At 71.7% G+C, this 24,662-nt stretch carries 19 protein-coding genes; 5 read left to right on the plus strand and 14 right to left on the minus strand.

Annotated elements, in window-relative coordinates; translation table 11 throughout:
- The first annotated feature begins 27 nt into the window (after window positions 1-27).
- A complete protein-coding gene (locus tag AC5RV6_RS09625) occupies window positions 28-642 on the plus strand; it encodes a type II toxin-antitoxin system PemK/MazF family toxin (protein WP_494007084.1) in 615 nt (204 codons plus the stop codon).
- A gap of 273 nt (window positions 643-915) precedes the next feature.
- A complete protein-coding gene (gene rpsT, locus AC5RV6_RS09630; protein ID WP_494007085.1) occupies window positions 916-1,176 on the plus strand; it encodes a 30S ribosomal protein S20 in 261 nt (86 codons plus the stop codon).
- Between the two features lie 111 nt (window positions 1,177-1,287).
- Here the strand turns inward: rpsT and holA are convergent, their stop codons facing one another.
- From holA to AC5RV6_RS09680, 10 genes are all read right to left on the minus strand, one after another.
- Window positions 1,288-2,313, minus strand: coding sequence for a DNA polymerase III subunit delta (gene holA, locus AC5RV6_RS09635; protein ID WP_494007086.1), 1,026 nt, complete (start codon window positions 2,311-2,313; stop codon window positions 1,288-1,290).
- Window positions 2,314-2,375: 62 nt separating this feature from the next.
- Entirely contained in the window at window positions 2,376-4,949 is a 2,574-nt protein-coding gene (locus AC5RV6_RS09640; RefSeq protein WP_494007087.1) for a ComEC/Rec2 family competence protein, read from the minus strand.
- 189 nt (window positions 4,950-5,138) lie between these two features.
- Window positions 5,139-5,984 (minus strand): ComEA family DNA-binding protein, encoded by an 846-nt coding sequence (locus AC5RV6_RS09645; RefSeq protein WP_494007088.1) that lies wholly within the window; start codon window positions 5,982-5,984, stop codon window positions 5,139-5,141.
- Between the two features lie 110 nt (window positions 5,985-6,094).
- Complete coding sequence (locus AC5RV6_RS09650) at window positions 6,095-7,084, minus strand: DegV family protein (RefSeq protein ID WP_494007089.1); 990 nt, start codon at window positions 7,082-7,084, stop codon at window positions 6,095-6,097.
- A gap of 10 nt (window positions 7,085-7,094) precedes the next feature.
- Window positions 7,095-9,617, minus strand: coding sequence for a leucine--tRNA ligase (gene leuS / locus AC5RV6_RS09655; RefSeq protein WP_494007392.1), 2,523 nt, complete (start codon window positions 9,615-9,617; stop codon window positions 7,095-7,097).
- Window positions 9,618-9,744: 127 nt separating this feature from the next.
- A complete protein-coding gene (locus tag AC5RV6_RS09660; RefSeq protein WP_494007090.1) occupies window positions 9,745-10,767 on the minus strand; it encodes an SDR family oxidoreductase in 1,023 nt (340 codons plus the stop codon).
- Window positions 10,764-11,741, minus strand: coding sequence for a bile acid:sodium symporter family protein (locus tag AC5RV6_RS09665; protein WP_494007091.1), 978 nt, complete (start codon window positions 11,739-11,741; stop codon window positions 10,764-10,766). Before AC5RV6_RS09665 ends, AC5RV6_RS09660 begins: the two co-directional genes overlap by 4 nt.
- Window positions 11,731-13,062, minus strand: coding sequence for a flavin-containing monooxygenase (locus AC5RV6_RS09670; protein WP_494007092.1), 1,332 nt, complete (start codon window positions 13,060-13,062; stop codon window positions 11,731-11,733). Before AC5RV6_RS09670 ends, AC5RV6_RS09665 begins: the two co-directional genes overlap by 11 nt.
- 187 nt (window positions 13,063-13,249) lie before the next feature.
- On the minus strand, window positions 13,250-14,776 hold the full coding sequence (gene glpK, locus AC5RV6_RS09675; RefSeq protein WP_494007093.1) for a glycerol kinase GlpK: 1,527 nt from the start codon (window positions 14,774-14,776) through the stop codon (window positions 13,250-13,252).
- A 48-nt stretch (window positions 14,777-14,824) separates the two neighbouring features.
- Window positions 14,825-15,565 (minus strand): MIP/aquaporin family protein, encoded by a 741-nt coding sequence (locus AC5RV6_RS09680; protein WP_494007393.1) that lies wholly within the window; start codon window positions 15,563-15,565, stop codon window positions 14,825-14,827.
- A gap of 275 nt (window positions 15,566-15,840) precedes the next feature.
- On the opposite strand from AC5RV6_RS09680, the gene AC5RV6_RS09685 reads away from it, so the two are divergent.
- The 3 genes from AC5RV6_RS09685 to AC5RV6_RS09695 are packed head-to-tail and all read left to right on the plus strand — an operon-like array spanning window position 15,841 to window position 18,688.
- Complete coding sequence (locus AC5RV6_RS09685; protein ID WP_494007094.1) at window positions 15,841-16,677, plus strand: aldo/keto reductase; 837 nt, start codon at window positions 15,841-15,843, stop codon at window positions 16,675-16,677.
- Window positions 16,677-17,615 (plus strand): alpha/beta fold hydrolase, encoded by a 939-nt coding sequence (locus tag AC5RV6_RS09690; protein WP_494007095.1) that lies wholly within the window; start codon window positions 16,677-16,679, stop codon window positions 17,613-17,615. The genes AC5RV6_RS09685 and AC5RV6_RS09690 overlap by 1 nt, the downstream gene beginning before the upstream one ends.
- Entirely contained in the window at window positions 17,612-18,688 is a 1,077-nt protein-coding gene (locus AC5RV6_RS09695) for a glycosyltransferase family 4 protein (RefSeq protein ID WP_494007096.1), read from the plus strand. Before AC5RV6_RS09690 ends, AC5RV6_RS09695 begins: the two co-directional genes overlap by 4 nt.
- Before the next feature lie 20 nt (window positions 18,689-18,708).
- Here AC5RV6_RS09695 and AC5RV6_RS09700 read toward each other — a convergent pair whose 3' ends face one another.
- The 4 genes from AC5RV6_RS09700 to coaBC all read right to left on the minus strand — a co-directional run bounded on the left by AC5RV6_RS09700 (window position 18,709) and on the right by coaBC (window position 24,647).
- Window positions 18,709-19,719 (minus strand): NADP-dependent oxidoreductase, encoded by a 1,011-nt coding sequence (locus tag AC5RV6_RS09700; RefSeq protein WP_494007097.1) that lies wholly within the window; start codon window positions 19,717-19,719, stop codon window positions 18,709-18,711.
- 156 nt (window positions 19,720-19,875) lie between these two features.
- A complete protein-coding gene (locus AC5RV6_RS09705; RefSeq protein WP_494007098.1) occupies window positions 19,876-22,083 on the minus strand; it encodes a primosomal protein N' in 2,208 nt (735 codons plus the stop codon).
- Window positions 22,084-22,091: 8 nt separating this feature from the next.
- A complete protein-coding gene (gene metK, locus AC5RV6_RS09710) occupies window positions 22,092-23,315 on the minus strand; it encodes a methionine adenosyltransferase (protein WP_494007099.1) in 1,224 nt (407 codons plus the stop codon).
- 66 nt (window positions 23,316-23,381) lie between these two features.
- On the minus strand, window positions 23,382-24,647 hold the full coding sequence (gene coaBC, locus AC5RV6_RS09715; protein ID WP_494007100.1) for a bifunctional phosphopantothenoylcysteine decarboxylase/phosphopantothenate--cysteine ligase CoaBC: 1,266 nt from the start codon (window positions 24,645-24,647) through the stop codon (window positions 23,382-23,384).
- Between the last annotated feature and the right edge of the window lie 15 nt (window positions 24,648-24,662).

A 24,662-nucleotide genomic window follows, 5' to 3' on the forward strand; every position in this document is an offset into this window, starting at 1 on the left:
CCGGCGTCGACCCGCTAGCGTGGAGCCATGCGCTTTAACGCCCGCTCGCTCCTTTCCCTCGCCCGGTCCGCTGTCCGCCTGCTCGGTTCCGCGCCGCAGGAGGCGCCTCCGCGGTCGGGGTCCCGCCGCGGCGCAGCTGCGCCCGGTCCCCGGCATCCAGCCGGCCTGCGGCCCGCTCCCCCGCGTGCGGGCTCCCGCGCGCCCGGGTCGGGCACGGCCGGCGCCGGGGTCGGGCACGGAGACACCGCCGGCTACCCCGGGGATTACCGGGGCACGGTCCGCCCGGTCTACAGCCCGCACCCGGACGGGCTCCCCGATCCCGGCGAGGTGGTCTGGACCTGGGTGCCCTATGAGGAGGACCCCACGCAGGGCAAGGACCGGCCGGTCCTGCTGATCGGGCGCAGCGGGGAGCACCTGCTGGCGTTGATGATGACCACCCGGGACCGCAGCAACGCCCGACGCACCGACCCCGATTATGTCGACGTCGGCTCGGGTGCCTGGGACCGCCAGGGCAGGCCCAGCGAGGTCAGGGTGGATCGGGTGCTGCGGATACGCCCCGAAGACATCCGCCGCGACGGCGCCGTCCTGGACGAAGCCATGTTTGCCCGGGTCGCCGATACCCTGGCCCGCAGGCGCGGCTAGCCGGGACGGCCCGGCCGCTGCCCGCCGGCGGAAAGACACAGCCGCTCCCCCCTGCCGGCGGAAAGACACAGCCGCTCCCCCCCCCTGCCGGCGGAAGGTCAGCCGCCAATGGCGCACCACGGTGCGGACTCTGCTAATATTTACTGCTGTGTGTCCGCGCAGGTCGACGGGCACTTCAGGACGGGCGCCATTCGGTATCCCCACGCCGCTCAGTCAATGCCCGGCCTGAACTTCCCTCACCGACCATGTCCGCATTACAAAGAAAGACTCTAAGTGGCAAATATCAAGTCCCAGAAGAAGCGCATTCTCACCAACGAGAAGGCTCGCCAGCGCAACAACTCGGTTAAGTCCGAGCTGAAGACTGCGATCCGCTCCGTCGAGGGCGCTCTCAAGGCGAACGACAAGGATGCCGCCACCGAAGCGCTGCGGACCGCCAGCCGCAAGCTGGACAAGGCCGTCAGCAAGGGCGTTATCCACAAGAACAACGCTGCCAACCGCAAGTCGGCCATCTCCAAGAAGGTCAACGCGCTCTAAGCAGCAGCGAAACAAAGCTTTACCGACAGGAGCCGGTCCCCTTGGGGGCCGGCTCCTGTCGTCTGTCCGGACCTGCCCCGGGTGCAGGCGTCGGCGGGTGCAGGCGTTGGCTCAGCCGCGCCCGCCGAGGGCAATGACGGTGACGGCGCGTTCCACGGCGTAGACGGGGTCCCGGCCGGCGCCCTTGACCTGGGCATCGGCTTCGGCGAGTACCTTCACCGCGCGGATCAGGCCTTCGGCGTCCCAGCGCTGGGCCTCGCGGCGCGCCTGGTCCACCTGCCAGGGCGCCATGCCGAACTCCTTCGCCAGCGCGGCGGCGGATCCCTGCCGGCCTGCTACGCGTGCCACGGACCGGAGCTTCATGGCCAGGGCGGCCACGAGGGGAACCGGGTCGACACCGGTGTCGAGGGCGTGCCGGAGCATGGTCAGGGCCTGGGCTCCGCGTCCGGCCAGCGCGGCGTCGGCCACCTTGAACGCCGTGGCCTCCACCCTGCCCCCGTAGTACCGCTCGACCAGTTCCTCGGTGACTTCGCCGCTGGAGTCGCTGATGAGCTGGCTGCAGGCCGCGGCCAGGTCGGCCAGCTTGGAGCCGACGGCGTTTACCAGCGCGGTGGCGGCGGCCGGTTCGATCCGCCGGCGGGCGGCCTTGAACTCGCCCCGCACGAAGTCCAGTTTGTCGCTGTCCTTCTTGAAGGGCTGGCAGTCGACCACGGGGGCGCCCGAGGCCTTGACGGGATCCAGCAGCTTCCTGCCGCGGTTACCTCCGCTGTGGTGCAGGACCACGGTGGTGTCCTCGGCGGTGTCGCCCAGGTACGCCAGCATGTCCTTCAGGAAGTCCTCGTTCATCTGGGCCAGGTTCTGCACCTCGATGAGCTTGGCTTCACCGAACAGGGAGGGACTGGCCATGAGGGTCAGCTCTCCGGCGGCGTAGGCGGCAGCGTCCACCCGGACGGTCTCGGTTTCCGGGCGTTCCTGCCGCAGCGCGAGCCGGATGCGTTCCATGGCCCGGCCCGCCAGATAGTCCTCGGGCCCGGTGAGCAGCACGACCGGGGCCGGCTCGACCTCACGCCAGGAAAGGCCGGCGGTCTTCGCGGCGGGGCGTCGTTTGGAGGGGGCTGCCGGACTCACGGGGTACATCGCTCCTGGAACTTGCTTCGAAGGCGGACGCCTGGCCGGGCGGGGTGCCGGTCCCTCCAAGCTTAACCGGAGTCCAGCGCCAGCACCCGAAGCGCGGAGCCCGGTTCCTCTCCGCTGCCGGGCACGAGGACCACCGTGCCGAGCTCATCGGTGCGCGCCACCCGGGATCCGGCGCGTGCCAGCCCGGCGAGGATTTCGGGGGCGGGATGCCCGTAGGTGTTGTCAGCTCCGACCGACACCAGTGCCAGGACGGGGTCCACGGCGTCGATGGTCGCCGTGCCCCCGTTGCGCGCGCCGTGGTGCGCGACTTTAAGGATGTCGACGCCGTCGGAAAGGCCGTGGTGCCGGGCCAGCATCCGGCGGGCGGCCTCCTCTTCAAGGTCTCCGGTCAGCAGGATCGAGATGCCCGGGCCGGAGCCGGCGTCCAGCTCCGCCAGCAGGACCAGGCTGGCGTCGTTCTCCTCCGGTCCGCCCTGCCCGGCCGGCGGCCACAGAACCTGCCAGCGCACGCTCCCTGCCGTGCCCTGCTCGCCCGCTGCGGCAGGCGGCACCGCCAGTTCTGGCGGAGCCGGCCGGCCGCTGACGGTTCCCGGCGGAGTCCCGTCGGCGGAGGACCAGAGGACGCGCTGCACCGGCCGCCCGTCAAGGGCGCCGTCAAGGCCGCCGTAATGGTCTGCGTGCCCGTGTGTCAGCACCAGCAGGTCGAGCCGGCGGATGCCGAGGCGGTCCAGGCACCGGTTCACGGGTTCCGGTTCAGGGCCGGCATCGACCAGGACAGCGGCATCGGGTCCGCTGCGCAGGACGACGGCGTCTCCCTGGCCGACGTCGCAGGCCGCGGCCACCCAGTCCCCGGGTACGGCCCCTGCTGGGTCCCCGGGCCACGGCGTGGGCATGGCCGCGGCGAGAATTCCCGCCAGCAGCACGGCGCCTGACTGCACGAGGCTCCCAAAACGGGTGCGTGCAGCGGACCGGGCAGACGGACGGCCGGGCGCGGTCAGGCGGGGTCCGGCCCCTGCCCCCGCCGCCGGCGCCGGGCGTCGGCCCACCATCATCAGGAGGGCTGTTGCACCCGCGCTTGCCGCTGCCATCAGCAGCGCGCCCGGGGCGCCGCCCGGCCAGGGCAGCAGGGCCCCGGGTGCGGCGGCCAGGACCCCGGCCACCGCCGCCACCCAGGCCGCCGCGGCCGAGGCGACGCCGAGCAGCAGGTCGGGCAGCAGCGGCAGGGGCGCCAGGACGAGGCCGGCCATGCCCGCCAGAGTGACCACCGGTACCGCCGGCCCGGCCAGCAGGTTGGCCGCAACCGAGTAGACCGGCACCTCGGGCTGCAGCAGGACCAGGACGGGAGCGCAGCCGAGCTGCGCGGCCAGCGGCACTGAAAGGACCACGGCCGCCGGATAGGGCATGTGGGCCGACAGCGACCGGGCCATCCGCGGGCCCAGCAGGATCAATGATGCCGTGGCCGTGACGGACAGAATGAAGCCGTAGTCCTCCCCCAGCCACGGGTCAGCGACGAGCAGGACGGCGACTGCGAGGCAGAGCAGGGACAGCACCGCCCTGCCCCGGCCGGCCAGCAGGGCCACGGCGCCGAGGGATCCCATGACGGCGGCGCGCAGCACGCTCGGGTCGGGCCCCACGACAAGGGTAAAGGCGGCCAGCAGCGTCAGGGCGGCCAGGGTCGCCAACGCCCGGGGCAGGCGTATCAGCCGGGCCAGCAGGTAGCCTGCGGCGAGGACATAGCCGCAGTTGCTGCCGGACACCGCAGTGAGGTGGGTCAGCCCTGTGTCCTTCATCTGTTGTTCCAGTACCGGGTCGAGGCTGCTGCGGTCCCCCAGCACCATCCCGGGCAGCAGCCCGGCTGCCCGCTCCCCGAACGGCGCGTGACCGGTGGCACGGGTGTGGAAACGGGAGCGCACGTCCTCCGCCCACTGTGTGATGCCGCTGCCGGAGCTGTCGCTGGCCGGCCGGATCGCGTTCTCGTCCGGTCCTCCCCCGGCGCGTGGTACCGGGTTCTCCCCCGCGCCACCGATCGCGCCGGGCGGAGCATCCAGTTCCAGGATGAAGGCCTCACGCGCACCGGCGGCACCGGGCCGCAGCTGCCCGACCGCCCGGATCTGCTGGCCCTCGCGCAGGCCTGCCAGCTCCTCTCCGCCGCCTACCAGCAGCGGCACCTGCTCCTCGAAGACCTCGCCGGCAACGATGATCCGCTCGGCCCGCGCCTCGAGCAGCCAGCGCGGCTCGTCCGAAAACCGGTCCCTTCCGGCGGGCCTGGGTGCTGAGCCGATGCTCAGCTCCGCCACGGCGCTCACCGGACCGTCCGCCGAACGCAGGCGTTCCGGTGCCCGGGCCGCGGCCTGCACCGACGCTGCGGCGAAGACGGCGGCGGCCAGCCCCAGCGGAACAGCCAGCGAAAGCAGCAGCCGCGCCGCAACGGCCCCGCGGCCGGCCGGACCGGCCCTGCTCCTGCGCGCAGGGACCAGCCCCGCGGCAAGGCAGCCGGCCGCCAGCCCGAGCAGCGTCCAGGCAGCGGCCGCACCTGCATCCGGTGCGGCCCGGACCGCAACCCACGACGCGGCCCAGGCGGCGGCTGCCACCGGCACCAGGCGCAGTTCGACAACGGCCTGGGGAATCCCGGGCACCGCATCCGCGCCCAGCAGGCGTCGAAGCGCCGGCTGCAGCCGTTCAACCGCCCGCCGGCCTCCGGTCCGGTGGGAGTGTCCTCCCAGCGGCATCGGCTGCGTAGGCGCGTCCTCCCCTCCGGGGCGGAGGAAGGGATTCCGCCGGGCGGCCTCCGCGTAGGTGCTCCAGGCCGGCCGGCGCGGCACGGCCTACACCGTCACCAGCGGCCGCAGGGCCGCCATCATCGCTTCCCCGATTCCGGGTACGGCGTCCAGATCCTCCACCGAGGCGAACCCTCCGTGCTCGGCGCGCCACTGGATAATCCGTTCGGCGAGCACCGGCCCCACCCGGGGAAGATCCTGCAGGCGCGCCGCGTCCGCTGTATTCAGGTTGATCGGCCCGCCGGACGTATCACCGGCTGCGGTATCCGGGCCGCTCCCGCCGGACGGTGGACTCCCGGTATCCGGCGCCGGATGGACCTGGGGTCCGGGCGGCTGGTCCCTGGTCGGCACGAGGAGCATCATGCCGTCCTGCAGCGGGGCCGCCAGGTTCACGCCCTGGGGATGAGCGTCACCGGTCAGTCCGCCGGCTGCAGCCACGGCCTCGGCAGCCCGGGCACCGGCGGGAACCCGCACCACGCCGGGGCTGGCCACCGCACCGGCGACGTGCACGACGTAGTCCTCGACGGCGGCTGCCTGGTCCCGCCCGGTCCCGCCGCGCCCTCCGTCGTGCGGAGCGGCCGTTGCGTCCGGTGCGTCCGATGCAGAGCCGGCCGAGGCTGTGCCCGCTGCCGGCCCGGGCGCGGCGTCGGCCGACAGCTCCACCGAGGCAACCTCCCGTGCTGCCGGTTCGGCCAGCAGGCTCCGGCCGAGCACGAAGCCGGCGACCAGGATCAGGGCCAGGACGGCGGCACGCAGCGGGATGCCCCAGCGGCGCCGGGGAGCCTCCGTCTCCGTCGGCCAGCGGTGCGCTGCCCGGCCTGGCGTTCCGGCCGAGGACTGTGGAGACGGCGTCGGCGGGGGTGGATCCGGCTGCGTTCGGGGCAGTTCGTGCATGGAGGCGACGGTAGGCCGGAGAGCCGTCTTGTCCCCGGCGGGCTGTTCGGGATGTGGGTGTCCGGACGCGTTGCCCGGGCCCGCGTGCCTGCTGTGGAGGAGCAGCCTCGCTAGGAGGCGCCGCCGCCGGCGGGGGTGTCGGCCCCGCTCCGCCCGGTCCGGCCTGCCCCGCCCTTGGCTCCATCGGCCACGACGACGGCCAGCACGCCGAGTCCCGCGTGTGCGGCAAGCACGGCCGGCAGCCGGGACGAGAGCACCTCGGTTCCCGGCGCGGCGGCGCGCAGGGCTGCCGCCAGCCGGTCCGCCTCCGGCTCGTTGCCGAAGTGGTGCACGGCTGCCTGGACCCCTCCGGACCGTCCGCGGATGTCGGCCACGACGAGTTCCTGCAGCCGGGCCAGGGCCCGGGGCGCGGTGCGGATCCGTTCCAGCGGGACCACGGCGCCGTCCCGGATGGTCAGGATCGGCTTGACCGCAAGGAGCGTGCCGAGCCAGCCGGCGGCCGCTCCGATCCGCCCGCCGCGGCGCAGCTGTTCAAGGCTGGGAACGTAGAACAGGATGCGGCAGCTGCCGGCGGTCAGCCCGGCAGCTTCCGCGATGTCCACGGCGGTGCCGCCCGCCGCCGCCGCCAGAGCCGCTTCGCGGACCGCGAAGCCGAGGCCCATGGCCACGCTGGCGGTATCGACCACCGTGACGGGGATGTCCACCAGCCGCGCCGCCAGGCGCGCGGCGTCGGCGGTCCCGGACAGGCGCGCCGAGAGGTGCAGTGAGACCACCGCGTCGAAGCCTTCATCGGCCAGCTGCCGATAGGCGGCTTCGAACCGTCCCGGCGCAGGCCGGGAGGTCTGCACGGGCGAGCCCTGCGCGAGGGCCAGCGCGAGGGCCGGCGTCGCGTCGTCGCTGCCCTCGGAAAGCACCTGCTCGCCGATGGTCACCGGCATCGGGACGATCCGCACCAGCCGGGCAAGGGCCGGGGTCGGCGCCCACCCGTCCGGCAGCGCGCAGGAGGAATCGGTCACGACGGCGACGCGGGGCGCCGGAACTGCTCCGGCGCCCCGCGCACGGGACCTTCGCGGGAAGGTCAGCCGTTCGCGCCAGTCCATTGTCGGTGAATCAGGCCGGCACGATGTTGACGAGCTTGGGTGCCTTCACGATGACGGTGCGGATCTCCGCGCCGTCGAGGGTGCGCTGCACCTGCTCGGAGGCCAGGGCCAGCTCGCGCAGTTCGTCTTCGCTGATGCCGGCGGGGACCTCCAGCCGGTCCCGGACCTTGCCCTTGACCTGGACGACGGCGGTGACGGTGTCCTGCACCAGCAGCGCAGGATCCACCTCGGGCCAGCCGGCGTTGGCGACGGATGCCGGACGGCCCAGCGCGTTCCACAGGTCCTCGGCGGTGTACGGGGCGAACAGGCTGAGGATGATCGCCACGGCTTCCGCCGCCTCGCGGACGGCGGGATCCGCACCGCCGACGCCGCCGTCGATGGCCTTGCGGGTGGCGTTGACCAGCTCCATCAGGCGGGCGATGACGACGTTGAACTTGCCGCCGTCCAGCAGTTCGGCGGCGTCTGCCACGGTGCGGTGGACCACGGAGCGCAGCTTGCGGTCACCGGCCGCGTAGTCGACGCCGGGTTCGCTGGTCACGTCCTGGCCCAGGCGCCAGGCGCGGGCGAGGAACTTCGCCGAGCCCGACGGCGAGACGTCGGCCCAGTCGACGTCGTCCTCCGGCGGGGAGGCAAAGATCATGGTCAGCCGCACGGCGTCGACGCCGTACTTGTCCAGCTGTTCGCCCAGGTCCACGCCGTTGCCCAGGGACTTGGACATGGCCTTGCCGCCGTTGAGCACCTGGCCCTGGTTCAGCAGCCGGCTGAAGGGTTCGGTGGCCTCCAGCAGGCCCATGTCGTGCAGCACCTTGGTGAAGAACCGCGAGTAGAGCAGGTGCAGGATGGCGTGCTCCACGCCGCCCACGTACTGGTCCACCGGCATCCACTTGCGGGCTTCTTCGATGTCGAAGGGCCCCTCGGTGTAGTGCGGGGAGACGAAGCGCATGAAGTACCAGGACGAGTCCACGAAGGTGTCCATGGTGTCGGTGTCGCGCCGGGCCGGGCCGGAGCAGGACGGGCAGGAGACGTTGACCCAGTCCTCGGCGGAGGCCAACGGGCTGGTGCCCTTCGGAGCCAGCGCCTCGCCGCGCAGGTTGTCCGGCAGCCGCACGGGCAGCTGGTCGTCCGGCACCGGGACCTCGCCGCAGTCGGGGCAGTGGATGATCGGGATCGGGGCGCCCCAGAACCGCTGGCGGGAGACCAGCCAGTCACGCAGGCGGAAGTTGACGAACTTCTCGCCGGTGCCCTGGCGTTCCAGCATGGCGATCGCCGCGGGAATGGCTTCGGCCTTGGTGAGGCCGTCCAGCTCGCCCGAGTTGATCAGGGTGCCTTCACCGGCGGTGGCGGTGCCGCTGACGGCGGGGTCTTCCTCGCCGGTGTCGAGCACGGCCCGGACGGGCAGGTCGAAGGCCTTGGCGAAGTCCAGGTCGCGCTGGTCATGGGCGGGCACGGCCATGATGGCACCGGTGCCGTAGTCGGCCAGCACGTAGTCGGCGGCCCAGACCGGCAGCTTCTCCCCGTTGAGCGGGTTGATCGCGTACCGGCCCGTAAAGACGCCGGTCTTCGGGCGTTCGGTGGACTGGCGTTCGATCTCGGAGAGGGTCTTGACCTGCTCGCGGTAGGCCAGCAGCTCCTCGCGGCGTTCGTCGGTGACCAGGTCCAGGGCCAGCTGCGCGTCGGCGGCCACCACGAAGAAGGTGGCGCCGGCCAGGGTGTCCGGGCGGGTTGTGAAGACGGTGACCTGCTGCTCCTCCCGGCCGCCCGCGGCGCCGATGACGAAGCGGACGTGGGCGCCCTCGGAGCGGCCGATCCAGTTGCGCTGCATGGCCAGCACGCGCTCGGGCCAGCGGCCCTCCAGCGCGGCCATGTCGTCCAGCAGACGGTCCGCGTAGTCGGTGATCTTGAAGTACCACTGGTTCAGGGACTTCTTGGTGACCTGGGTGCCGCAGCGTTCGCAGGCCCCGTTGACCACCTGCTCATTGGCCAGCACGGTCTGGTCCTTCGGGCACCAGTTGACCGGCGAGTCCTTGCGGTAGGCCAGGCCCCGCTCGTAGAAGCGCTTGAACAGCCACTGGGTCCAGCGGTAGTACTCCGGGTCGGAGGTGTGCAGCCGGCGGGACCAGTCGGCTGAGATCGCGTACCGCTTGAACGAGGCCGCCTGGGTGTCAATATTGCGGTAGGTCCACTCGCTGGGGTGGGCGTTGCGCTTGATGGCCGCGTTCTCGGCGGGCAGGCCGAAGGAGTCCCAGCCGATCGGGTGCAGCACGTCGAAGCCGCGCTGACGCCAGTAGCGGGCAACGACGTCGCCCATGGCGAAGGCCTCCGCGTGGCCCATGTGCAGGTCCCCGGACGGGTAGGGGAACATGTCCAGGACGTAGCGGCGCTCGCGCGAACCGTCGTCGGCGGGCTTGAAGACCTCAAGCTCGTCCCAGACGGCCGGCCACTTCCGCTCCATGGCCGCAAAGCTGTATGCGGCTTCTTCCGACTGCTCAGTTCGTGACTGCGTGCTCACTGTTGCTTCGCCCTTGTCCTCTATGAAAATCCTCAGGTACCGCTCCTGGCGCACCGGCGCCGCCCTCTCGGGGCGTTGCCGGGCCTCCCCAGACACACAAAAGCCCCTCGACTGAGCAAGGGGCGGCCGCGCACGGAACGTGCGCGGCTAGCTAAGGAGAAGCAGTGCGGTCATCTTTCCACTGTACCGCAGCCTGGCCGGTGGCGGGCGGGGATGACCGGCGGGCGTCGCGGAAGGCCAGGAAGGCCTCGCGGGACGTGTAGCGGGGTATGTAGCCAAACTGTTCCTTGAGCGCGGTGTTGTCCAGAACCGGCCGCCAGCGCAGGAACCGCACCTGCTCGGGCCCGTGGACGGTCAGGCCGAGCCGCCGGCCGATCCGCAGGGCCGTGCCGAGCAGGCGCGGCGGAACGGTGACGGTGCGTTTGCCCAGCAGCCTGGCCAGTTCGTCGACGCCGAGCCACCCGTCGCCGGCGACGTTGTAGGTGCCGCTGATGCCTTCGACCGCGGCGCGCACCATGCACGCGGCGACGTCTTCGTCCCAGATGAAGACGAAGGGCGAGTCGCTGCCGGCGACCTTCAGCAGCCGGGGTGCGTCGAACAGGGCGGTGATCTGGTTCCGCACGCCGGTGCCCAGGATGGTGCCGATCCGGAAGACCGTCTGCTCCAGCTCCGGGTGTGCAGCGCGGTACCGGGCAAGCTCCTCCTCGACCAGGCGCTTGTGCCGGCTGTAGGCGAATTCGTCGTTGCCGCGCAGCGGGTCCGTCTCGCGCAGCGGCACCGGGTTGTCCGGATGGTAGCCGTAGGCCGCGCCGGACGAGGAGACGATGATGCGCCCGACGCCGGCTGCGACACACCCGGCCAGGACGTTGGCGGTTCCGCCGACGTCGACCCGGTACTCCTGTTCACGGCTGGTGTTTTTGCCGGGGTTGACGATGGCCGCCAGGTGGACGACCGTGTCGATCCGGTGCTCGGCGAGGATGGCGCCGACCTGCGGGTCGCAGACGTCGGCGGCCGCGTAGGCGACGCCGGCCAGGCGCCGTTCATCGGCCGGCGGGCGCAGGTCCAGGCTGAGGATGTGGTCGACGCCGGCGGAAGCCGCCAGCCGGGCGATCACCGCGCTGCCGAGGAACCCGTTGCCTCCGGTGACGCAGATCCGGCGTCCGTTGCTCATCATGCCCTCTCCCCTGTGCTTCCCGATGTGCCGGGATTCGCGCTTCCCGGCTCCGCTGCGGCGGGCTCCGCCGCTTCGGTGCCGGCGGGCCGGCGCCGCCGCCAGAGCGAGGCGAGCACGAGCCCGGCGATGATGTCCCAGATGCCCCACCAGGCGGTGACCATCGCCATCCCGCCCAGCCCGGCGAAGAACGTGAGCGTGATGCCCAGGCCGAGTCCGGTGTTGCGGGCCCCCACCTCGAACGTCACGGCGCGGCGGCTGTCCTCGGGCAGCCGGACCAGGGCCGCGGCGAAGTAGCCGACGGCCAGGGCCACGGCGTCGTGCAGCAGCACCACCAGGAAGATGATGCCGAAGTGTTCGCCGAGGGCCGGGAGGTTGGAGGCGGTGCCGGCGATGATGAAGGCGAGCAGGGCGACCATCCCGATGCGCTGGACCCACGGGCGCAGGCGGACCACGAGGTCCGGAAAGCGGCGGGCCAGCGGCATGCCGAGGGCGAACGGCAGCCCGATGATCAGCAGCACCTGGACCAGCAGCTCCCACCGGTCGAGTTCGAAGTCGCGCAGCAGGGCCGCGGTGCCCGGCAGCAGCGAGGCCCAGAAGGCCACGTTCAGCGGCATCACGGCGATGGCCACCAGGTTGGATACGGCGGTCATGGAGGCCGACAGCGCCACGTTGCCCCGGGCCCGGTAGGTGAGCACGTTGGAGATCCCGCCGGGCGGGCAGCAGGCCACCAGGATCATGCCCAGCGCCACGGAGTCCGGCGGGCGTACGGCCAGGGCCAGGCCGACGGTCACGGCGGGAAGCAGCAGGTACTGGGCGCAGACGCCCAGCACCATGGCGCGCGGCTGGCGGATCACCTGGCGGAAGTCCTCCGCCCTCACCTCAAGCGCGATGCCCAGGATGATGATGCCCAGGACGACGTTCAGCACCACCAGCGACAGCGGGCTGAAGCTCAGGACCACGGAATCAATGGGCATCGGCGTGCTCCCGGGACTCGTCCAGGAGGTCCTGGTGCCGGGCCAGCTCGGCGCGGTAGGCGTCCTTGTTCACGTAGTAGCTCATGCGGTCGAGGCCGAGGTAGCGGTAGCCGCCGGTGACGTCGGGGCCGGGTCCGGCGAGCCGCCGGCTGAAGTCGGCGGCGGCCGCCGGCTCGGCGTCCTGCGCGGCGAGGTAGGCGGCCACCAGGTCCGCCTGGGCGGCCCGGCCCTGCCAGCCCAGCCCGGAGGCCTCGACCATGCCGACCACGAACAGGCCGGGCGCGGAGCGGCTGAAGATGTTCAGGTACAGCTGCGGCGAAGCGCCCCGCCAGTCCAGCAGCTTGGAGTCCAGGTACGGATAGTGCAGCCGGTAGCCGGTGGCGCAGAGGATCAGGTCGTAGTCGCCGCTGCCGCCGTCGGTGAAGTGCACGGTGGATCCGTCGAGGCGTGCGACGTCGGCGCGCACCCGCAGGTCCCCCTGGCCCAGGTGCTGGAGGATCAATGAATTGACCACCGGGTGGGATTCGTAGATGCGGTAGTCCGGCTTGGGGAAGCCGAAGCGTGCGGGGTCGCCCGTGAACAGGCGCAGCAGCCGCTTGTCCAGGAACTGCTTGAGCGGGCGGGGCAGCGGCCGCCCCTGGTTCAGGGTGTCGGTGGGCCGGCCGAAGACGTACTTGGGCACGAAGTAGTAGCCGCGCCGGACACTGATGTCCACGGCCGCGGCGTGGTGCACTGCGTCGACGGCGATGTCGCAGCCGCTGTTGCCGGCCCCGACGATCAGGACGCGCTTGCCGGCCAGTTCGGTGCCGGACCGGTACCCCGCGGCGTGCCGGATGTCGCCGTCGAAGCTGCCGGCGAAGGCGGGCAGCGCCGGTTCGTGCAGGGTTCCGGAGGCGGCGACGACGGCGCGGAACCGTTCGGTGTGCTCACCGCCGTGGTCACGCCAGGTCAGCTGCCAGCCGCCGTCGGCGTCGGGGAGGGCGGAGAGCACCTCGGCCGAGAAACGGATCCGCTCCCGGAGCCGGAACGTCTCGGCGTAGCTGTGGAAGTAGCGGTGCAGGTGGCGGTGTCCGGGATAGTCGGGTGTGCCGTCGGGCATCGGGAATTCCGTGAACTCCGTGGTGGTGCGCGAGGAGATCAGATGCGCGGATTCGTAGACCGTGCTGGCCGGGTTCCCGATGTTCCACAGGCCGCCGACGTCGGTGTGCTTTTCGAAGCCCGTGAAGGCCAGGCCGCGCCGGTCGAGGCTGCGCATGGCGGCCAGGCCGGAGGGACCGGCGCCGATGACGGCCACCGGCAGGGATGCAGTTGGGAGGTGCACGTGGTTCCACTTCTGTGATGCGCGTCACCGTTGACGCTGCGCAGACGCTACCGGCAGTCCGCGAACCGGGTCAAGGAACGCGCCGCACCGGCACGAACATGACGCGGGCGGCCGGAATGAAACACGGCGGGCCCCGGCGCTGATGCGCCGGGGCCCGCCGTCTGCAGGTGCCGCCTGCTCCGCGGCCCTACTTCACGTCGTCGTCGACCCAGTCGAAGGTCTTGGTGACGGCCTTCTTCCACTGCCGCATCTGCCGGTCCTGCTCGGCCTGGTCCATCTGCGGCGTCCACCGCTTGTCTTCGTTCCAGTTGCGGCCGAGCTCTTCGGTGTCGTTCCAGTAGCCGACGGCAAGCCCTGCGGCGTACGCCGCGCCGAGGGACGTGGTTTCAATGACCTCCGGGCGCACGACGTCCACGCCGAGGATGTCGGCCTGGAACTGCATGAGCGCGTCGTTGGCGACCATGCCGCCGTCGACCCGCAGCTCGGTCAGCGGAACGCCGGAGTCTGCGTTCACGGCGTCGAGCACCTCGCGGGTCTGGAAGGCGGTGGCCTCCAGGGCGGCCCGGGCGATGTGGTTTCTGTTGACGAACCGGGTGAGGCCGACGATCGCGCCGCGGGCGTCGGAGCGCCAGTAGGGTGCGAAGAGGCCGGAGAACGCGGGGACGATGTACACGCCGCCGTTGTCCTCGACCTTGCTCGCCAGGTCCTCGATTTCCGGTGCGCTGTTGATCATGCCGAGGTTGTCGCGCAGCCACTGCACCAGCGAGCCGGTCACGGCGATGGATCCCTCCAGCGCGTAGACCGGGGCGGCGTCGCCCAGCTTGTACGCGACGGTGGTGATCAGTCCGTTCTCGGACTTCACGATCTCTTCGCCGGTGTTGAAGATCAGGAAGCAGCCGGTGCCGTAGGTGTTCTTGGCTGCGCCCTTGCCGAACGCCGCCTGGCCGAAGGTGGCGGCCTGCTGGTCGCCCAGGATGCCGGCGACCGGCGTCTCGCGCAGCAGCTGCGAACCGGCGACGGTGCCGTAGACCTCGGAGGAGGACTTGATCTCGGGCATCATCGACCGCGGCACGCCGAAGATCCCGAGGATCTCGTCGTCCCACTGCAGCGTCTCGAGGTCCATGAACAGGGTTCGGGAGGCGTTGGTGACGTCGGTGACGTGCACTCCCCCGTTGGTGCCGCCGGTCAGGTTCCAGATCACCCAGGAATCGGTGTTGCCGAACAGCAGGTCTCCCCGCTCGGCCTTCTCACGGGCGCCCTCGACGTTGTCGAGGATCCACTTGATCTTGGTACCGGAGAAGTAGGTCGCCAGCGGCAGCCCGGTCTTGTCCTTGAACCGGTCCAGGCCGCCCTCGGCCGCCAGCTCGTTGACCATCGGCTGGGTGCGGGTGTCCTGCCAGACGATGGCGTTGTACACCGGCTTGCCGGTGGTCCGGTCCCAGACCACCGCGGTTTCGCGCTGGTTGGTGATGCCGACGGCGGCAATGTCGTGGCGGGTGAGGTTCGCCTTGGACAGGGCGGTGCCGACGACCTCGCGGACGTTGGTCCAGATCTCCTCAGGGTCGTGTTCGACCCAGCCGGGGCGCGGGAAGATCTGCTCGTGCTCGAGCTGGCCCACGGAGACGATGTTGCCGTCGTGGTCGAAGACGATTGCCCGGCTGCTGGTAGTGCCCTGGTCGATGGCGATGACGTACTGGGGTGTGTTCTCTGACACGGTTCTGCTCCTCGAAATGCGGCGGACGGCGGACGGTGAAGGGGACGGCTAGACCTCGGGCAGCGGAATCCAGCCGGCCACGATGGCGCCCAGCGCACCGCCGATGAGCGGGCCGACGACCGGGACCCACGCGTAGGACCAGTCGGAGGCGCCCTTGTTCTTGATCGGCAGCAGGGCGTGCACGATGCGCGGGCCGAGGTCACGGGCCGGGTTGATGGCGTAGCCGGTCGGCCCGCCGAGGGAGGCGCCGATGCCGACGACCAGCAGGGCCACGGCCAGCGGCCCCAGGCCGGTGACCGTTCCGGCGAAGGCGAAGATGATGAAGACCAGCACGAAGGTGCCGACGATCTCGGTGACCAGGTTCCAGCCGTAGGAGCGGATGGCCGGTCCGGTGGAGAACACGCCCAGGATGTTCGCCGGATCGGCCTCGTCGTCGAACTGCTTCTTATACGCAAGCCAGACGATGAACGCGCCGATGATCGCACCGGCCAGCTGGGCGGCGAAGTACGTCATGACGGCTCCGAAGCCCATCGGCACCCCGGGTGCGAGTTCCTCGGCGCCGGACGCGACGAACCCGATGGTCACCGCCGGGTTGATGTGGGCGCCGGACATGGCCGAGGCGTAGACGCCTGCGAACACGCCGATTCCCCAGCCCCAGTTGACCATCAGGAAACCGCCGCCGTTGCCCTTGGTGCGTGCCAGGGCGACGTTTGCGACGACGCCGCAGCCAAGAATGAGCAGGATGGCGGTTCCCGCCAGCTCACTGACGAAAACCTCTCCTAAAGGCACCGTCTCCATCGACTTCTCCGATCCGTGGAATCCCAGCCGGCCGCGGGAGGCTTCCCGAGCCGGCTCTGACGTGTCCTGCGCAACCCGGGGGCCTGCGCAGAAACCATGCAACCAGCAAATTAACAGTTTCGCCATCAGCAATCGGCTGTGCTAGGGGTTTTGGCCCCTCCGGGCACGAACCTGCCCACCCGGGCGCTGCCCGGGAGCCCCCGGGAGCGCCCCCGGGCCGGCTGCCGGCGGTCGGCGCAGGGCACCGGTTCGGTAGAGTCGTAGGCATGCAACCGGCGCCCAGACTCCTGCTCAACAACGGCGTGCAGATCGACCAGGTCGGCTTCGGCACGTACAAGATCCCGCCCGAGGACACCGAGGCGCTGTGCACCCTGGCCCTCGAAGCGGGTTACCGGCACCTCGACACCGCATCCCTGTACGGCAACGAGGCGGGCGTCGGGGCCGCGCTGCGGGCATTCACCGACGCCGGGCACGTGGTCCGCGACGACGTCTTCATCACCACCAAGCTGTGGAACACGGACCAGGGGCGCGACGCCGTCCGGCCGGCCTTCGAAGCCTCGCTTTCCCGCCTGGGCCTGGAGCAGGTGGACCTGTACCTGATCCACTGGCCCTGCCCGGAGCGGGGCCTGTTCATTGAAACGTACCGGGTGCTGGAGGAGCTTTACCGCGAAGGCCGCATCCGCGCCATCGGCGTCTCCAACTTCCAGCCCGCACATCTGGAGCAGCTGCTCGACGCCGTCGACGTCGTCCCCGCCGTCAACCAGGTGGAGCTGCACCCCTGGCTGCAGCAGCATGAGCTGCGCCGGTTCCACGCCGACGCCGGGATCCGTACCGCCGCATGGAGCCCGCTGGGCCGCGGCGCCCTGCTGGAGGATCCGGTGGTGCAGGAGATCGCAGCCGAACTGGGCCGCACGGCCGCGCAGGTGGTGCTGCGCTGGCACGTGGAGAACGACGTCGTGGTCCTGCCCAAGGCCAGTACGGAGGAACGGATCCGCGGAAACCTCGACGTGTACTCGTTTGAGCTGGCCGAGGGACACCGGGAGGCCCTGGCGGCCCTCGACTCGGGCCGCCGTACCGGTTCGCATCCGGATGCGGTGAACTGATGCCCGCTCCCCTGCTCCCCGCGGCTGACGGCCGCGAGGTCTCCGTCCGCACCTTCGAGGTGCAGGGAACGCTGCAGCGCTGCTGGGACTTCGCGCCCCTGGCCGCCGCTCCCGACGCCGCGCCGGCCGGCCCCGGGGCGGCTTCCGCTCCCGTCTTCATGGTCCACGGCTTCCGCGGGGACCACCACGGCCTGCTGCGCATTGCCCAGGCCCTGCCGCACCGGCGCGTGCTGATCCCCGACCTGCCGGGCTTCGGCAGCTCGGAGGCACTGCCCGGCCGGCACGACGTGGCGGCCTACGCCGACTTCGTTGCCGCCGCCCTGGACAGCCTGGGCCTGGGGCCGGAGACGGTGCTGCTCGGGCATTCCTTCGGCTCCATCATCGCCTCCGCCCTGACCGCGCGGGATCCCTGGCGGGTCGGTGCCCTGATCCTGATCAACCCGATCTGCGAGCCGGCGCTGGAGGGGCCGCGCGGCCTGGCCAGCAAGGCGGCCGAGCTGTACTACCGGGCCGGTGCCGCTTTGCCCGAACCCGCCGGCCTGGCGCTGCTGCGGAACCGGGCGGTGGTCCGCGGCAGCAGCATCATGATGGCCAAGACCCGGGACCGCGGGCTGCGCCGCTGGATCCACGGCCAGCACGACGCGTACTTCAGCGCCTTCACCAGCCGGCGGGTGGTGCTGGAAGCGTTCCAGGCCTCCATCTCGGCGACCGTGCGCGACGTCGCCCCGCAGCTGGAGCTGCCGGTGCTGCTGATTGCGGCGGAACGGGACGACCTCGGCTCGGTTCCCGGCCAGCGGAAGCTCGCCGCGGCCATGCCGGACGCCGAGCTGCACGTGCTGCCCGGCGTCGGGCACCTGGTGCACTACGAGCGGCCCGCCGAGGCCGCCGCGCTGATCGAGGCGTTCCTGGCGCGGCGCGGCCCGGGAGCTGCGGCATGAGGATCGTTTTCGACGCCCGGTTCACCCGGATCGGCCAGCACGACGGCATCAGCCGGTACGGCGCGAGCCTCATGGAGGCGGTCTCCCGGCACGCCGAGGTGCTGATGCTCATCAGCGACGAGCGGCAGCTGGAGCTGCTGCCGGCTCTGCCGCATGTGCGGATCAACTCGCCCCTCTCCCCCGCCGAGCTGTTCGTGGCGGCCCGGGTCAACCGGCTGCGCGGCGACGTCGTCGTCTGCCCGATGCAGACCATGGGCAGCTGGGGCCGGAAGTACCCGCTGATCCTCACCCTGCACGACCTGATCTACTACCAGAACCCGGAACCGCCGGGCTTCCTGCCGGCGCCGGTGCGCCTGCTCTGGCGGCTGTACCACCTGGCGTACTGGCCGCAGCGGGTGCTGCTGAACCGGGCCGACGTCGTGGCCACCATCAGCGAAACCACGCGCGGCCTGATCCGGACGCACCGGCTGACCCGGCGGCCCGTGCGGATCGTCGGCAACGCACCGCAGCCGGGGGCGCAGCCGCGCGGCGACGCCGAACCGGAGCGGAGCCTGCTCTACATGGGCTCGTTCATGCCGTACAAGAACGTGGAGACCGCGGTGCGCGGCATGCGGGAGCTGCCGGGCTGGACCCTGCACCTGCTGAGCCGGATCACCGATGCCCGCAGGGCCGAACTCGAGGCGCTGGTGCCCGACGGCGGCCGCGTCGTCTTCCACAACGGTGTCACCGACGAGGAGTATGCCGATCTGCTGTCGCGGGCCACGGCGCTGGTGAGCCTTTCCCGGGCCGAAGGCTACGGGCTGCCGCTGATCGAGGCCATGGCCGCGGGGACCCCGGTGATCGCCAGCGACGTACCCATCTTCCGAGAGGTCACGGCAGGGGCGGCGGCACTCGTCGACCCTGACAGCCCGGCGGAGTTCGCAGCCGCGGTGCAGGAGCTCGCCGCCCCGGAGCAATGGAGGAAGGCCTCCGAAGCGGGCCGACGGCGCGCGGCCGAATACTCCTGGGAGGACTCGGCGCAGCAGCTGCTCGCCGCCGCCGCCGAAGCCGTCCAGGCGCACCGGAACCGCTGAAGCCGGCGGCCCGCCGCCGGTCAGCGCAGATCGACCAGCATTTTTCCGGTGTTGGTCCCGCGCATGAGGTCAATGAATGCCTGCGGCGCGTTGTCGAGCCCGGTCACCACGGTTTCGTCGAACCGGACGGTGCCGTCCTGCAGCCACCGGCCCATCAGCTCGGCGAATTCGGCCGCGTACTGGTTGTAGCTGCGCACGATAAAGCCGCGCAGGGTGAGTTCCTTGCCGATGGCCAGCGCCAGGTTGCGCGGGGCCGGCGAGGGCTCGGTCTCGTTGTACTGCGAGATGGCGCCGCAGAGCGCGATCCGGCCGCCCCGGTTCATGGCGCCGATCGCCGCTTCCAGGTGGTCGCCGCCCACGTTGTCGAAGTAGACGTCGATGCCGTCCGGCGCGGCGTCGCGCAGCTGCCGGTGCACCGGGCCGTCGTGGTAGTTGAACGCCGCGTCGAAGCCGTAGTCGAGCAGCTTGGCGACCTTCTCGGCGCTGCCGGCACTGCCGATCACCCGGGAGGCCCCGAGCGCCTTGGCGATCTGGCCCACCAGGGAGCCGACGGCCCCCGCCGCCCCGGAGACGAAAACGACGTCGCCCTCCCGGAACTCAGCCACCTTCGTCAGCCCTGCGTAGGCGGTGAGCCCGGTCAGGCCAAGGGCGCCGAGGTAGGCCGATGCGGGCGCCGCTGCGGTGTCGACGCCCCGGGCCGCCTTGCCGGGCAGCACGGTCCAGTCCCGCCAGCCGGCGTTGTGCAGCACCATGTCGCCGGCCCTGTGCCGCTCGGACCGGGACTCGACCACTTCGCCCACGGCGCCGCCCTCGAGCGGCTCGTCCAGCCGGAAGGGCGGCACGTAGGACTTCACGTCGTTCATCCGGCCGCGCATATAGGGGTCCACGGACATGAAGTGGTTGCGCACCAGCACCTGTCCGTCCTCGAGCTCGGGCAGCGGAACCTCGGTGAAGCGGAAGTTCTCCTGCCCCGGCCAGCCGTCCGGGCGGGAGGCAAGGTGGATCTCGCGGGCGGTGTCCGGACGGGTCATGGGAGGCCTTCCTGCAGATGGTTGTCGTCAGCAGCCTGTCTACCATTACCTGCCGCCCCCGTGCACGTCCGCGCCGGCAGGCCCCGGCGGGCCGGTGGGCGGGCCGGTCCGGGTGCGCTCCGGCGGACGGGTTGTGCCGGGCTGCCCGCCGTCCGCCTAGAGAACGTCCAGGCCGTCGACCCGCACATACACCGGCTGTCCCGTCCGCCTGGCGGAGAACGCCGCACGGGTTGCCCGCAGGGACGCGGTGACGGCCGCCGCGACGGAATACGGAAAGAAGACCAGCGTGCGCCAGCTCAGGCCCTCAGGCGCTCCGCCTTCGCCGTCCTGCTCCTCCGCCACCGGGGCGGGCCCCACGACGCGCACGGTGTCCGGCAGTTCGGCGTGGGCCAGGAAGGCGGCGACGGCGTCCCGGGAGCCGGTCAGCGAGGCGAAGCGGAACGCCGGCGGCAGGCCGAGCTCGCGGCGCTGCTGCAGTTCCCGCTCCGCTGCACCCACGGGGTCCCAGCGCAGCAGGTGTCCCACCGTGGCCGTATCTTCGGCGGTGACCACCACCTGACCGCCTTCGGTGGCCGGGCGGACCAGCGCCGCGGCGTTGAACCAGCGGCGGAGGGTGTCTTCGGCCGCCCGCAGTGATTCCCGGGACAGCATGGCCGTGCCGTCAAGCAGCAGGGCCGAGGCGTAACCGTCCGCCGCGACGGGTTCCGCGCCCGGTGTGGCCACCACCAGTGCCGGGTCGGCGGAGACGTGGGTGCGGATGTGGTCGCCGGCGGAGGAGATCACGGGCACGGAGGGAAAGGCCCGTCCCAGTTCTTCGGCGGTCCGTCCGGCGCCGACGGCCGCGGCGCGCAGCCGCCCGCTGCCGCAGTTGGGGCACTGCCAGCGGGGCTGGGGATGGCCGCACCAGCGGCAGGCGGGTACCGCGTTGCGCCCGGCGGCGGCCAGCGGCCCCCCGCAGTCCGGGCAGCGCGCCGGCTCCCTGCAGTCCTGGCAGGACAGGGCCGGCGAGAATCCGGTCCGCGCCACCTGCACCAGCACCGGGCCGCGGGAGAGCCCGTCCTGGGCCGCTTTCCATGCCGCATGCGGAATCCGGGCACGGGCGGCCAGGGGATCCCGCTCCAGGTTGAAGGAGTCCGCCGTCGCGGTCACCCGGGGGGCCAGCCGGCGGACCGCCGTGCGGTCCGCACTGATGGACGCGGCCCATCCGGTCTCCACCAGCCGCTGGGCCTCGGGAGTGCGGGTAATGCCGGCGATCAGCAGTCCGGCCCCTTCCGCCCCCGCCCGCAGCAGCAGCACCTCGCGGGCGTGCTGATACGGCGCGCGGAGCTCCGCGTGCAGTTCGTCACCGTCGTCCCAGATGCACACCAGGCCCAGGTCCGCCACCGGAGCGTAGGCGGCGGACCGGGTGCCGACGGCGACCCGGGCCTCGCCGTGGAGCAACCGGAGGAAGTTCCGGTAGCGCGGCGTCGGTCCGTCGTCGGCGCTGAGCCGGACGGCCTGGCCGGGCTCCAGGACCTCGTCGAGGGCCTCCACCACCCGGTCGAGGTCCTTGCGGTCGGGCACCACGACCAGGGCGCCGCGGCCCGAGCGTACGGTGGCGTGCACGGCTGCGGCAATCTCACGGGGCCAGTCGGCCGGTCCGAAGCCGCCGAGGGAGGACAGCACCGCGCGGGGGCTGTCCCCCGCGGCCAGGTGGGCCAGGAAGGCCGGACCGCTGGGATAGCGGTCCAGGCCGCCCGGAGGCGCCGGGACCGGCTGGGGGTTGTCCGGGTCAGGGCCGGCGCCGGCGGCAGGCTCATCTGCAGCACGTTCAGCGGCGGCAGGTTCATCGGCGGCAGGGATCCCCGCGTCCGGCTCCGCTGGGGCCGCGGAAGCCGCTGCGTATTCCTTGTCGACCTTCGCCACCCGGGGCGGGATGGCAACGCGGAGGACGTCGTGCACCGTTCCGGCATAGCGCCTGGCCACGGCCTGGGCCAGGGCCAGGATCTCCGGGCTGAGCACCGGCTGCGGGGAGACCACCTTGCCGAGGTTGATCAGCCGGACGCCGGGCTCGGGCTCGGCCCGGCGTTCGGTGATGAAGCCGGGCAGCTCCTGGCCGCCGAACCGCACCTTGACCCGGGCACCGGCCGCTGCGTCGGCATCGAGCTCAGCGGGCACCTGGTAGTCGAACGGGCGGTCCAGGTGCGGCAGCGGCGAGTCCAGCAGGACGCGGGCAATCGGCAGCCGTGCGGCGGGCCGCGCCTTGCCCGGCGGGGCGGCCGGGGCGGCGAACCCGTGCAGCAGGCTCAGCTGGCGGGGCTGCTCATCGGGGGCGGCGGCACCGTTGCGGGTGCCTGCGGCATCCGGTCCGGGCTGCGCTCCCATTGCCGGGCCTAGGCGTTGAACCAGCTGCGCAGGTCCGCTGCCTTGTCGGTGCGCTCCCAGGTGAAGTCCGGATCCTCCCGGCCGAAGTGGCCGTGGGCGGCGGTCTTCTGGTAGATCGGGCGCTTGAGGTCGAGGGCGTTGATGATGCCCAGCGGCCGCAGGTCAAAGACGTCCTCGATGGCGAGGGCGATCTTTGCCGGGTCGACGGTCTCGGTGCCGAAGGTCTCCACATAGATGCCGACCGGGTGGGCCATGCCGATCGCGTAGGCGATCTGGATCTCGGCCCGGCGTGCCAAACCCGCGGCGACGACGTTCTTGGCCACCCAGCGCATGGCGTAGGCGGCGGACCGGTCCACCTTGGACGGGTCCTTGCCGCTGAAGGCGCCGCCGCCGTGGCGGGCGAAGCCGCCGTAGGTGTCGACGATGATCTTGCGGCCGGTCAGGCCCGCGTCACCGACCGGACCGCCGATGACGAACGGCCCGCCGGGGTTCAGGATGTGCCGGACGTCGGAGGTGTCCAGTTCGGTGTCCGCCAGCACCGGGGCGATGACGTGCTCGGCAAGGTCGGCGCGCAGCTGCCCCAGGTCGACGTTGGCCGCGTGCTGGGAGGAGATCACCACGGAGTCGACGGATACCGGGCGGTCGCCGTCGTAGCCGATGGTGACCTGGGTCTTGCCGTCGGGGCGCAGGTAGGGCAGGGTACCGTTCTTGCGCACGGTGGACAGCTGCTCGGAAAGCCGGTGCGCCAGCCAGATGGGGGTGGGCATGTACACGCCCGTTTCATCGCTGGCGAAGCCGAACATGATGCCCTGGTCGCCGGCGCCCTGCACGTCGTTGGGGTCCGCCGGGGAGCCGGAGCGGTTCTCCACGGAGTTGAACACGCCCGAGGCGATTTCCGGGGACTGCTGGCCGATGGACACGGATACCCCGCAGCGGGCGCCGTCGAACCCGTTTGCGGAGGAGTCGTAGCCGATGCCCAGGATCGTGTCGCGGACCAGCTGGGGAATCTCCACGTACGCTTCGGTGGTCACCTCGCCGGCGACGTGGACCAGTCCGGTGGTCACCAGGGTCTCGACGGCGACGCGGGACTCTGGGTCGGCCTTGAGCATGCCGTCGAGGATGGCATCGCTGATCTGGTCACAGATTTTGTCCGGGTGGCCTTCGGTGACCGATTCGGACGTGAACAGGCGCAGCCCGGACCCGGGCGTGGAAACGGGGGAAGTAAGACTCACGGATCCAACTCTACCGGTTGGCCCTGACCTTCCGGACCCGGCCGAACGGCCGCGCGGGCGCGTGGATCAGCGCAGGGCGGCAGCCACCCGGCCGACAATGCCTGCGGCGATGTCAGCCTTGGTTCCGGCCAGCGAGGGGACCGGGGCCTCGGGGTCCATTCCGGGCGTGAGGAACATGACCTCGGTGCTGTCCTGTCCGAAGACCAGGTTCCGGCCCACACGGTTCAGCACCAGCAGGTCGCAGCCCTTCCGGGCGAGTTTGTGCCGCCCGTAGGCCAGCACATCGGAGCCGTCGTCGCCGGTTTCCGCGGCAAAGCCGACGATCAGCGGGCCGGAGCCCGGTCCTGTGCCGCCTTCGGGGCGCTGTTCGTCGCGCCGGATCACCAGCTCGCGGAGGATGTCGGGGTTGCGGACGAGTTCGATGACCGGGTCCTGCCCGTCGTCGCGCTTCTTGATCTTGGTGTCCGAGGCCGCGGCGGGACGGAAGTCGGCGACGGCGGCGGACATGATCACCACGTCGGCGCCGTCGGCGGCCTTCAGCATCGCGTCGCGCAGTTCCAGGGCGGTCTCCACCCGGGTGGTCTCGGCGCCCGTCGGAGGAGGTACATCCATGTGGGCGGCGACGAACCGCACCTGTGCGCCTGCGGCGAGGGCCGCCTCGGCCAGGGCTGCGCCCTGCTTGCCGGAGGAACGGTTGCCCAGGAACCGGACGGGATCCAGCGGTTCGCGGGTGCCGCCGGCACTGATCACGACCGTGCGGCCGGCCAGCGGCCCCGCCGCGTCGGCCTGGGAGGACCCGGAGGACTGCTGCCGGGCCGCGTCCAGGGCGGCGGCGAAGATCTCTTCGGGTTCGCGCAGCCGGCCCGGACCGGAGTCAGAGCCGGTAAGGCGCCCGACGCCGGGCTCCATCACCACTGCCCCGCGGGAACGCAGCAGCTCCACGTTGGCCCGGGTGGCGGGGTGGGCCCACATTTCGGTATGCATGGCCGGAGCGAAGACCACCGGCCCGCGGGCCATCAGCAGGGTGTTGGTCAGCAGGTCCGGGGCCTGGCCCGTGGCGGCTTTGGCGAGCAGGTCGGCGGTGGCCGGGGCCACCACCACCAGGTCGGCCTCGTGGCCGAGCCGGACGTGGTTGACCGTCTCGACGGCGTCGAAGACGGTGGTGGTCACCGGGTGGCCGGACAGGGCCTCCCAGGTCGCCACCCCCACGAACCGCAGCGAGGCTTCGGTCGGCACGACGGTCACGTCGTGGCCGGCCTCAGTGAACAGGCGCAGCAGAAGCGCGGCCTTATACGCGGCGATGCCGCCGCCCACCCCCAGAACGATCCGCACCGGACCTGCCCCTTC

The organism is Arthrobacter saudimassiliensis, from assembly GCF_059090665.1.